Origin of the sequence: Microcoleus sp. A006_D1 (genome assembly GCF_036702805.1) — a bacterium.
Taxonomy (GTDB): Bacteria; Cyanobacteriota; Cyanobacteriia; order Cyanobacteriales; family Microcoleaceae; genus Microcoleus.
The window spans coordinates 51,335-62,573 of the sequence record NZ_JAUBVZ010000027.1 but is presented as its reverse complement, the minus strand read 5'-3'; the positions used below and the strand labels follow the sequence as shown (position 1 = coordinate 62,573).

The 11,239-nt window shown below is 47.0% G+C and carries 10 protein-coding genes; 3 read left to right on the top strand and 7 right to left on the bottom strand.

From position 1 onward, the window contains the following. Nucleotides 1-108: 108 nt before the first annotated feature. Both QUB68_RS29055 and QUB68_RS29050 read right to left on the bottom strand, forming a co-directional pair. On the bottom strand, nt 109-1,047 hold the full coding sequence (locus QUB68_RS29055; RefSeq protein WP_332998381.1) for an RluA family pseudouridine synthase: 939 nt from the start codon (nt 1,045-1,047) through the stop codon (nt 109-111). Between the two features lie 308 nt (nt 1,048-1,355). Then, nucleotides 1,356-2,804, bottom strand: a complete 1,449-nt coding sequence (locus QUB68_RS29050; protein ID WP_332998380.1) for a RecQ family ATP-dependent DNA helicase — start codon at nt 2,802-2,804, stop codon at nt 1,356-1,358. 233 nt (nt 2,805-3,037) lie between these two features. On the opposite strand from QUB68_RS29050, the gene QUB68_RS29045 reads away from it, so the two are divergent. Next, nucleotides 3,038-3,868, top strand: a complete 831-nt coding sequence (locus QUB68_RS29045) for a phytanoyl-CoA dioxygenase family protein (protein WP_332998379.1) — start codon at nt 3,038-3,040, stop codon at nt 3,866-3,868. Nucleotides 3,869-4,079: 211 nt separating this feature from the next. Here the strand turns inward: QUB68_RS29045 and QUB68_RS29040 are convergent, their stop codons facing one another. After that, a complete protein-coding gene (locus tag QUB68_RS29040; RefSeq protein WP_332998378.1) occupies nt 4,080-4,460 on the bottom strand; it encodes a hypothetical protein in 381 nt (126 codons plus the stop codon). Nucleotides 4,461-4,811: 351 nt separating this feature from the next. On the opposite strand from QUB68_RS29040, the gene QUB68_RS29035 reads away from it, so the two are divergent. Further along, nucleotides 4,812-5,366: a M23 family metallopeptidase gene (locus QUB68_RS29035; RefSeq protein WP_442923139.1), complete on the top strand. Its 555-nt coding sequence runs from the start codon at nt 4,812-4,814 to the stop codon at nt 5,364-5,366. Nucleotides 5,367-5,531: 165 nt separating this feature from the next. Here the strand turns inward: QUB68_RS29035 and ftsH are convergent, their stop codons facing one another. Further along, entirely contained in the window at nt 5,532-7,469 is a 1,938-nt protein-coding gene (gene ftsH, locus QUB68_RS29030) for an ATP-dependent zinc metalloprotease FtsH (RefSeq protein ID WP_332998376.1), read from the bottom strand. A 576-nt stretch (nt 7,470-8,045) separates the two neighbouring features. Here ftsH and QUB68_RS29025 point away from each other — a divergent pair. Then, nucleotides 8,046-8,591 (top strand): NADPH-dependent FMN reductase, encoded by a 546-nt coding sequence (locus QUB68_RS29025; RefSeq protein ID WP_332998375.1) that lies wholly within the window; start codon nt 8,046-8,048, stop codon nt 8,589-8,591. A gap of 215 nt (nt 8,592-8,806) precedes the next feature. On the opposite strand, the gene QUB68_RS29020 is transcribed toward QUB68_RS29025, so the two are convergent. From QUB68_RS29020 to QUB68_RS29010, 3 genes are read right to left on the bottom strand one after another with little or no spacing between them, the layout of a single operon-like run. Continuing rightward, a complete protein-coding gene (locus tag QUB68_RS29020) occupies nt 8,807-9,937 on the bottom strand; it encodes a substrate-binding domain-containing protein (protein ID WP_332998374.1) in 1,131 nt (376 codons plus the stop codon). 3 nt (nt 9,938-9,940) lie between these two features. Then, nucleotides 9,941-10,591, bottom strand: coding sequence for a Crp/Fnr family transcriptional regulator (locus tag QUB68_RS29015; RefSeq protein ID WP_332998373.1), 651 nt, complete (start codon nt 10,589-10,591; stop codon nt 9,941-9,943). A 39-nt stretch (nt 10,592-10,630) separates the two neighbouring features. Continuing rightward, on the bottom strand, nt 10,631-11,182 hold the full coding sequence (locus tag QUB68_RS29010; RefSeq protein WP_332998372.1) for a mechanosensitive ion channel family protein: 552 nt from the start codon (nt 11,180-11,182) through the stop codon (nt 10,631-10,633). Between the last annotated feature and the right edge of the window lie 57 nt (nt 11,183-11,239).

Here is an 11,239-nt window from a genome sequence, read left to right as displayed (position 1 = left end):
TTATTGGTTATTGGTTATTGGTTATTGGTTATTGGTTATTGGTTATTGGTTATTGGTTATTGGTTATTGGTTATTGGCTGCTAATGTTCTATGCTCCATGCCCTAGGATCAATTATTAGCTCGCAGGCGCAGTATTTTTAATAGGGTGTTGAATTGATCGGGTAAAGGTGCGATCGCCTCAATCAACTCTCCGGTTAGGGGATGCTGCAATTGTAGCCGCCATGCGTGGAGGGCTTGTCCGGTTAAATTAACGCCGATGGAACGGTTGCAACTGTACATCGGGTCGCCGATAATCGGATGTTTGATTTCGGCTGTGTGGACGCGAATTTGATGGGTGCGGCCGGTTTCTAATTGATAGTGGATTAAGCAATAATTACCGAGTCTTTCTTTGATTGTCCAGTGAGTAACTGAGGGGCGGCCGCCTTTTTCTTCTGGTACTACTGCCATTTTTTTGCGGTCTGTGGGATGCCGTCCGATGGGTAGGTCTATTGTACCTGTTTCGGTGTTGGGAACCCCGTAAACTACGCCTAAATATTCGCGGCGGGCGGTTTTGGTTTTGAGTTGGGCTTGGAGGTTTTGGTGGGCAATGTCGGTTTTGGCGATCGCGATCGCACCTGTTGTATCTTTGTCTAATCTGTGGACAATTCCGGGCCGTTGAACTCCGCCGATTTCTGCGAGGGGACAGTGGGCTAACAGGGCGTTGACTAATGTGCCGTCTTGATGTCCGGCTGCTGGGTGGACGACTAATCCGGCTGGTTTGTTGATGATTATTAGGCTGTCATCTTCGTAGAGGATATCGAGGGGAATTGCTTGGGCTTGTAATTTTGTGGGCTGGGCTTCGGGTAATGTCAGGTGAATGCGATCGCCCGTTTTGACTGAGATTTTTTTCGAGGTGCAGGTTTCGTCGTTGACTTTGACGTTGCCTTGTGATATGAGGGTTTGCACGCGCGATCGGGATAAGTCTGGTATTTGGTTTGACAGCCAAATGTCTAATCGCTGAGTGACATTACTATGGTTAAATTCCTCCGTATTTTCTACTGTGTACATCTGTGGCGCAGTCTCTGTTTCTATCATTTACTTTTTACTGTTTTTGCCAATTTTTGGGCTGACGGATATGGGGCGAGAAACCGGGTTTCTAGGAGTTTTACGAACAGGAACGATAAATATAGGAAGAAACCCGGTTTCTGAGATCGTCAACTATTTTAATCATAACATCTTGGAGTTAGTTCGCGATCGCATGGGTGGCGAGAAACCGGGTTTTTTCACCGTAATACTTCGTTTCTGCCCGCAGATTCGGTAAAAAACCCGGTTTCTGGGGTCGGAGTGCGTAACATCTTTAAGTAACATTGTCAATTTTACCGACAATTATCGCAGTGGCCGCACCGCATTGATGTAGCTTCCTTGGTAAAGCCAAAAGCTTGCAGCAAAAATTGCCACCTGCACTCCCGGTGTTTGAGATATTTTGCCATTTCTTCGGTGGCGGTAAAGTTTTGTTTGGCGGCTTTTTTCTGTACGGATTTGTCGATCGCATAATTGAAAGGATCTTCCCATTTTAACTGTCCGCTGCTGTGCAAGATGGAAAGGGCGATCGCACTTTCGGGAAATTCGCGCCCCACAGCATCTACATCGCCTTTAACTGGCAGTTGTTTGGCCAACTGCTGCGCTTCTCGAAATTGCGATCGCAATTTATCTTGAAAAAACTCCTTTCTTTGTTTGTCATCAGGATAAAGCAAACCCGTAGGTTCGCAAATCAACGTCAGGGCGATCGCAGATTTGCCGTCGCGTCCGCCTCTCCCAATTTCCTGAATGTATTCTGATAATAGCAAAGGTGCTTGAAAGTGAACAACCCACCGCACATCCGACTTGTTAATTCCCATAGCAAACGCTGAGCTACAAACAACAAATTTAAGCTCATTATTCAGCCAAGCAGTTTCTATTTTTCGCCGCGATTCTGCACTCAAACCAGCATGATAGGCTGCGGTTTTATAACCTGCATCTTCCAGCAAATTTGCTAAATTTTCGCTATCTTTTCTCGTGCGGACGTAGACTAAACCTGCTTCTTGTGGTCGAGCTTTGATAAAATTTAATAACTGTTGTCTTCGTCCTCTAGGTGTCCAGACTGTTTGTACTTGCAGGTGCAAGTTAGAACGGTAGGGACTAAGCAGAAAAGCTTCCGGCTTGTGCAGTTGCAAGACATTTTTGATTATTTTTTGTGCTTCCGGGTTGGCGGTTGCGGTGAAAGCTGCGATCGCAATTTTAGTTCCTTGCGGCTTAGTTTTCAATAAAGCCGATCGCACCGCACCCAAACGCCGATAAGCTGGCCGAAATGTATCACCCCACTGGACTAAACAGTGCGCTTCATCTAATATTAAACCGTTTATTTGTATGTGCGGCTGACTGATAATTTCCCAGACAGGTTTGCTGAGCAATGTTTCGGGAGACAGGTACAGCAATCTTAATTTGTTTTGTTGCAGCGATTGCATAGTTTGTCGGCGCTGCTGTGTTGGCAATTGACTGTGGAGTAGGGCCGCGGGTAAATTGCGATCGCGCAATTCTTGCACTTGATTTTCCATCAGTGCTACTAACGGCGAAACTACCAAACTTAAGCCTGTTTGTAACAAAGCTGGCAGTTGAAAGCAGATTGATTTGCCTCCACCAGTTGGCATAATTATGATTGTATCTTTTCCGGCTAATAAACTGGCGACGATTTCTCCTTGGGGCGGCCGAAAGTCGTCGTAGCCCCAGATTTCTTTGAAGGTGGCGCGGGCTTGATTTAATGATGTTGGTTCTGGTGGGTATTTCATTGGGTTTAGTTCCCAAATCAGAATAGTCAAATTATACCAGACAGGACTGTCGTTCCCAATGACAATTACAGTCGCACGCTAACCTCAGAAACCCGGTTTCTTTGTAGATTTTTCGTGACTCGGCGCTAAATTTTTGGTAGAAACCGGGTTTCTCGCCCATGCGCGTGGGCCCTGAAACTGTCAGAATTAGTGTTAATTTAATAACAGTTAATAATTTTACTCGAATTTGAATTATGAACGCCAGCACGTTAAGCGAAGTTTTCAGCTATCGGCAAAAGACTTGTGACGTTTCCGATACAGCGGGGGCGGTAGAAGCGTTACATGAAGATGGTTTTGCGCTGATTCCCGGTGTACTCGGCGAGTCGGAAATCGCGGCGGCGCGGGAAGCACTCGATCGCCTGCAACCCTTCGGACTCGATGGTAGCAGTTGGAGTGAATTAAACAAACATTTTAAATGCGTCTTTAATCGCGATCGCCTGTGGCTTTCCTATAGCGATCGACCTGGTATCATTGAATTGGCAGAAGCATTGATGGGCAGCGATTGCCACATTATCGGCATGACTGCATGGAAAAGCGGCCCCGGTTACGATGGTTGGCGCGTCCACGTCGATCAGGTGTTTGTACCCGTGCCCGAAAGCGTGTTTGCCGTTAGCGGAGCCCTCGAAGAGGATCGCACTTTTCAACTCCCAGTCTGGATTTGTACAGCCCATTTCTATCTCAGCGACATCACAGAAGACCTCTGTCCTACCTATATTATTCCTGGTAGTCACAAATCTGGTAGAAAACCCGATCGCGGCGAAGAAACTTGGAACGGACACTCGCCAGAACCAGTGGTGTGCAAAGCAGGAGATGTGCTGTTTTTCCGCAGTGAAATTTGGCACTCCGGCGGCAGAAATACGACAGTCGATGGCAGTCGCTATATGTTGCAAGTGCATTATTCCCACCGCAACATCGCCCAAAAATTTTCGCCTTGGCCGTGGCAATTCAATCCAGAAATTCTCGCGACTGCTACCGAACGGCAACTGCGGCTTTTAGGCAAACATCCCGAGTCGAATTACGGTTGAAATATCCTATAAATTTTAGACTTTAATTCCATTCATTCCCTCGCTCTTCTTGAAATTATCTGCGTTCATCTGCGTTAATCTCTCTAGCATCTGCGGTTGATCTATCAATTTGAGATTTTGAGTTTTGGATTTAAGATGCTCATCTATTCTAGATCCTTGCGAATCCTCGAATATCTCGATCCAAAATCCAAAATCCAAAATCTCAAATTACTTAATACTGGCCGTCTCGGCGGCCGAGCTCGTACACACCACCACCAATACAGGCGATAGTCCCCATAGATACCGCCCAACTGGTGCCCAGAGAAAATTCTACGCCCCAATTGCACAATCCACCCACAATCAAAAAGGGCAGAATGCTCAACAACGAAGCGTAAAACGCATTTTGAGCTTCTCTGGCTTGGCGGGTTCTCTCAAACTCCGCTTCCGAGGTGTAGAGGGATCTTTCGGCAAAATTCATCCAGCGGTTGAGTTGCAGCATCACCCATTCGCTGAGGGGCGACAGACCCCAGTACAGGGCCAAAGACCATAATGACGCACCGGCGATCGCAGTTGCGTCTATGGCAAAACTAAAGGGAAAAATTTCAGTAAGCATTGCTGATGTGTGTTATGAATTTGAGATTTTGGATGATACCAAAATCCCGGACTAAACTATAGTGTCAAGCAAAAGCTCGATCGAATTCAACCGCAGCAAGAATTCCGCAGGAAAATATTTTTCACTTACCCGCAGCATTCAGCCCGGAGCCTTGACACGAGTTGTGCATAGGGTAAGATACACGTTGGTCAACTGATTCGCTAGTGGGTAGAGCACGCGAGGCAATCTTGCAGCGGATTGGCACAACAGACAACGCAGATTCGCAAATACATTAAACTTTGAGGAGTTAAATAAATCGTGCCAGACTCTACAAGCCCGCTGACAGTAAAACGCTTTTTTCGCGCTAGACACATACTACTGTTAGCTCTTTCAATCTGTATCGTGGTGATTAGCCCTTATTTGCAGCAGCAGTTAGTCATGGCTCAGTCAGCTTTACCAAGCAAGGTAGCCACGGGTAATTTGTGGCAAGAAGCTTCTTTTCCCGTCGAAAGTTTTGAAGCCTACAGTTCCCCCTTTGGCCCTCGCGGCGGGGATTTTCATTACGGTTTAGACCTGGCGGCCCCGGAAGGCAGCTATATCCGCAATTGGTGGGGCGGGCAAATTGTGGAAGTTTGGGAAGATGGCCGATGTGGTACTGGTATGGTAGTGCGATCGGGAGAATGGGAACACATCTACTGTCACCTCAAAGGTAGGGTGCAAACAGCTAACGGCGGACGTTATTATATCGATCGCGAAGGCGGCCTGCAAATTTGGCAGGGTCAAACTGTGCCGGCCGGTGCGAGAATTGCCAGAGTGGGAATGACTGGCCGCACCAGTGGGCCTCACCTGCATTGGGGATTGAAGTACGGCGGCCGCTGGGTAGATCCGGCTTTGGTACTTCGCGAAATGTATTCCAATCAGTCTTAATTAGTCAGTAGTCAGTTGATAGTTGTCAGTTGTCAGTTGTCAGTTGATAGTTGTCATTGGTCATTGGTCATTGGTCATTAGTTAGTAATCAGAGGGAAGAAGTATTACGCAATCCCGACCCTTACTAATGACAACTGTCAACTGTCAACTATCAACTGTCAACTGTCAACTGACCAATGACTCTTTTTTTGTCAACTCGGAGTATCGATCGACTATTTTGCGGAATTCATCACCGTCGATCGTTTCTTCATCCAACAGCACTTCCACCAGTTTGTCTACCAAAGCGCGGTTTTCGCGGATAATCCGGCGGGCTGCTTCGTAGCAGTGAATGGCGATTTCTCGGACTTGCCGATCGATCTTAATTGCCATTTCTTCAGAATACTCCGATCGCGAATTCCAGCTTTGGCCCAAAAATACTTCACTGTTCGGACTTTCCAAAGCCACAGGCCCCAAATCCGACATTCCGTAAAGCGTTACCATCTTTCTAGCTAGGGTGCTGACTTGTGTGATATCGCTGCTGGCGCCCTTGGTTACTTCGGCATCGCCGTAAATTTCTGCCTCCGCCGCCCGTCCCCCCAAAGCTACTGTAATCCGGCTTAACAGCAAAGCCCGACTGATCAAACCTTCGCTGTCGATCATTTCGTCATCAATCACAAAGTTGGCAAACCCTCCAATGCCACCGGAACGGGGAATAATCGTTACTTTTTCCAGCACATCGGCATTCTTGAGCATAGTCGCGACTAGGGCGTGTCCGACTTCGTGGTAGGCTATGAGCCACTTTTTCTTGCTGTCCAGCAGCGGATTCAGAGTCAGCCCGATCGTGATTCGGTCGATCGCATCGTTAACTTCTAAGTTACCGATCGTGTCTTTGCGTCGCCTCGCGGTGAGAATTGCTGCTTCGTTGAGCAAGTTTGCCAAGTCAGCGCCGGAAAAGCCAGGAGTGCGGCGTGCAATCATGTCTAGGGCAACTTCGGCGTCGAGTTTTTTGTTGCGCGCGTGCACTTCCAAAATCCCCAAACGCCCTTTGTAGCTGGGCAAATCTACAGTTACTTGGCGATCGAACCTACCGGGCCGCAGCAGGGCAGTATCGAGCACGTCGGGGCGGTTAGTAGCTGCAATCACAATCACGCCACTGTTGCCTTCAAAGCCGTCCATTTCTGTCAGCAACTGGTTGAGAGTTTGTTCGCGTTCGTCATTTCCGCCACCAATACCAGCGCCGCGCTGCCGTCCTACGGCGTCTATTTCATCGATGAAGACGATGCAGGGAGAACTTTCTTTAGCTTTGCGGAACAAATCGCGGACGCGGGAGGCGCCGACTCCGACGAACATTTCCACAAATTCGGAACCGGAGATGCTGAAGAAGGGAACGCCTGCTTCGCCTGCGATCGCTTTTGCCAACATGGTTTTGCCTGTTCCCGGAGGCCCGATTAACAGAACTCCCCTGGGAATTTTTGCGCCGATGGCGTTGAAGCGTTCGGGTTTTTTCAGAAAAGTGACTACTTCTTGCAGTTCTTCTTTCGCTTCTTCGATCCCTGCTACGTCGTCGAACATCACGCCGGTTTTGGCTTCCATTTGGAAACGGGCTCGGGATTTGCCGAAGTTCATGGCATTTCCTTGCGATTGGGTCGATCGACGCAGGATAGCCATCAACACTGCCAACACTGCAAAAATCACTAGCAAGTTTACTACTAAACTGACTGCGGCGGTGTTGTCGGCTGTTTGTTTGACTTCAAAGTCAATCTTTTTGGCGCGAATTTGCGAGTAAAGTTCTCGGTTGTTGTAGTCGAACAGGGTAACAATTTGGGCTTGATCGGTTTTTTGATCTTTTAGCTTAACTCTGGCAGTTCTTTGAATTTCGTCTATTTCGATTTTACTGACTTGCCCTTTGTCTATTTTGTCGATCAGTTGGCTGTAACTCATGGTATTTGGCGCGCTGTCGGCAAACACCGGGGTCGAGAGCAATATTCCTTGAGAAATCACCAAACTGCCCAGGATGCGCCAAAGATTCCGTCCTGGAATTGATTTTTTAGGATTCTGCTGGCTCGATTTGTCTTTGTTTACAGCTAGATGCCCCAGCCATGCGTGTTTCCAAGAATTTTTCATATTGCTGTGCCGCTTGTTGAAGACTGCCAAGATTGACCGCTTTTGGTTTGCTATGTTTGTTTATTTTAACAAGATGCCGGGTGTTGAATGGGTTTATCTCTCGCCTGCATCTCAAACAGGCCGCTCAAGATGGCGGGTTGTTGAACCCGCTGCGACTCAGAAACCGGGTTTTTTACTCCAAAGAATTGGTTGAAAGCCCCAAGCCCTAAAGGCGAGAAATTAAAATCAGACTATTCATTGCTTCAATCCTCGGACTTCTTTTGTCAAGTGCTGTCCCAGGTCAACTGTCGAGCGGTCAACTGAATGAACCAATCTGTGGGCTCTAACCCAGGATTTTGCTCAAAAAACCCGGTTTCTCGGTCACGTCTACTGAACTTACGGACTGCGACTCAGAAACCGGGTTTTTGCCAAAATCTGTGGCTTTAATCAATAATTTTAGCAAAAACCCGGTTTCTCGGCCACGTCCATAAATCTCAAATCTCAAATCCAAAATCTCAAATCGATTGACAGTTGCCGATCGAACTTGCTAGATTAATCATAGTCGTAATGAGTACGCTTTAGACTGCTAAAGGTTTTATGGTGAAGATTGTCGGCATTGGTGGAAGTTTGCGGGCTGGCTCCTACAGCCAGATGGCATTGAGAATAGCGGCAGAACGGGCGCAGGCCTTGGGTGCGGAAGTTGAAATATTGGATTTGCGATCGCTCGACCTGCCCTTCTGTGACGGCGAGAATGATTATCGCGATTACCCAGATGTGGAAAAGCTGCGGAATGCGGTACGCCAAGCTGACGGTTTGATTTTGGCAACGCCGGAGTATCACGGTAGCGTTAGCGGTGTTCTCAAGAATGCCCTGGATTTGATGAGTTTCGAGCATTTGGACGGGAAAGTTGCGGGTGCGATTAGCGTGTTGGGAGGACAAGTCAACAGCAACGCCCTTAACGATTTGCGAATTATTTTGAGATGGGTGCACGCTTGGGTGATTCCCGAACAAATTGCGATCGGACAAGCTTGGAAAGCTTTTAGTCCAGACGGTAAATTGTTGGATGAAAAACTGTCTGAAAGGTTCGACACATTTGCTCGGAGTTTAGTAGAAAAAACGCAGAAATTGGGAGGAATTTCTTAGGAAAGCGTACCGCAAGTTACCAGTTATAGCAGTTGACCTGGGACAGTGGACAGTTGACAGTTGCATAACCCGAATCAAACCATTGATGCAGTACGGGTATCGGCTCTATTCATGAAGTTATTTATGTCCTCACCGATGTGGCGGTTGCTATATTAGTCTAGGGCGTGTCATTAATCAGGCAAGCTAAAAATAACTGTTAATCGCGGACAAACCAACTAATTATTATTGCTCGGTTCCAGGGATAACCCTTTATTACCCTGCACTTGTAAAAACTTAGCCTTTGAGTCCTCCAATACTTGTTGTTTGACCGGGAGGTAGCCCAAATTCTGACTTTCTTCCCTGACATTAGTCAAATAATAGTTGATAAACCCTTCAATTTCCGGTCGAGTCCGAATTGCTTTGGCATCTGCATAAATATACAGCGGACGGGTGATCGGATATTGTGGGCTAGATGCGACTACTCCATCAATGGCGATCGCCTTTAGCTGATCTTGGTTTTGTTTGTAAGACGCATACTCTAAAAAACCAACCATATAGGGATTAGTCAAAGCTTCTGAGTGTAGCTGCTCTACAAAGTCATAAAATACTGTATACGGGGAATTGAGAAATTGCTTGCAGTCCCCCTTGAGGATAGCTTTTACTACCAGATCCACTGCTCCTCCAGTACCCGCGCCCGCTGGCACAATACGTTTGATCACCTCCGAGGGCCATTTGGGATTCACATCATACCACTTCTCGAAGGTAAATATTTTTGCCAGTTGCTCCCGCGTCAGATTGGTAGGGAGGAAATTATTCTGAGAACTGACAACAATGGTAACAGCATCGGTAGCTATTTGAAAGCCGATCGGCTCCACACCCGATTTGGCACAAGCTTGTGCTTCCTGACTGCTAATCGGGCGCACTGCATTGACAATATCTACCTTTTTGCGATCGCAAAACAGCTTAAAGCCAACTTGGGTATCAATACCCGCTAGATCGATCTTGCTGGGGTAGCCGTTTTCGATATAGCGTTGAGCAATAGCCTGACTCAGTGGCAAAATTACCTGACTTCCCGATATCGCGATCGATCCCTCCATTTCCAGAGGTTTTAGGGCTGGTAGCACAATTCCCTGTGTGGCGGGATCTGGGCCCGAAGGTGGTTTAACTAATTTGCGATCGACTCGCTGAATGCCCAAGTTTTTTTTTGAACTATTGTCTGCACTGACAGGGGAAACTTGATTGACAATCTTCTCCTTTTGTGTTACTGAATGTAGAGCGCAAGCTGTTAACAGTAAAACCGCTGCGATCGCACTCCAACTTCTCCAGTAAATCTGTGTTTTCGTTATCCCGATCGCGATCGACAACATCTATTATCCTCTCAATTGCATCCGGCGGCCCCGCTCGGTAATCTGCGGACTAGCATCATTTTTAATTCCTTTAGCGATGCGTAACATTTTTTTGCGTTCCTCAATATACTGAAGAATTTCTGTAGCAAATTGGGCGTTAGAGTGAATCGCTTCAATAATCTCGTCCGCTGGAATCACCACCAGCTCAATATCCTCATCAGCAACCACCGTAACCGGACTTACTTCTCCAGAAAAAATAGCCATTTCACCAAAAGCCCCGTTAACTTCAAGGATCTCGACAATCTTGCAACTACCTTCTTCATCAGTGATGAAAGCGTGTCCAGTGCCCTTGCAGACAATATAAATCCCCTCGTCAGGCTTACCTTCGCGAATAATTAACTCACCCTTGCCATAAGCTTGAAATTCAGTAGCAGCGGCCAGTCTCTCCATGCCATTATCGTCAAGCATCATGAAATAAGGCAGCGATCGCAAATAAGCGCTCAATTCCTCTTGGCGGTTCACCAACACTTGGGGAATTTGGCTCGGAATCCCCTGCTTCGCATCGATATCATACTGCACTTCAATCGGATAGGGGATAGTAAAACCATAACGCTTGGTCAGATAATAAAGTCGAGATCTCAGTTGCGCAGAAACTCGCTTATCTTGTTCCGGCATTATTTTGTAAGAAAGCTCGTAATTAATACTAGAAACTCCCTAGGCAATAACCTCAGCAATACCTTCAGATTCGATGCTAGCTATGCCTTCCACCAAACTATTTAGGGCGGGAATCACCCGATTGGGATGGTCGTCGTAAGAAAAGCTGGCAGAAATAGTTTTCCAAACTGATCCCGAACCGTAATTGATAATTGTTGCCTTCGACAGTACCCCATTGGGAATGTTTAAATTAAATAAATTATTCGCAATTGTGACCGACCACCAATTTTGCTCTAGTACCCGCCCTTGCTTTCCTTCTAACTCAATCCAGTCACCGGTTTTGAAGGGTTTAGCAAATAGCAGCAGCAATCCTGACACCATGTTGCTGAGGGTATCTTGCAGCGCTAAAGCAATTACTGCCGAGGCGATTCCTATACTGCTGCCCAAACCGCTCAAACTTACATTCCAAACTCCATTGAGGATATGATAACTAATGCCTAAGATCACAGCAGCCCGGGCCACCTGAAAAAACAAGTTAGGTACTTGAAGTTGCCATTTAATCTGTTGCTGTTTTGTAATCAACAGCCCGTTGATTAAAGAAATTCCCGCCACAATCACCGCCGCTCAAGTCAGATCTGGGAGTAGGGACTCTGTAGCAAATTGGTGGTA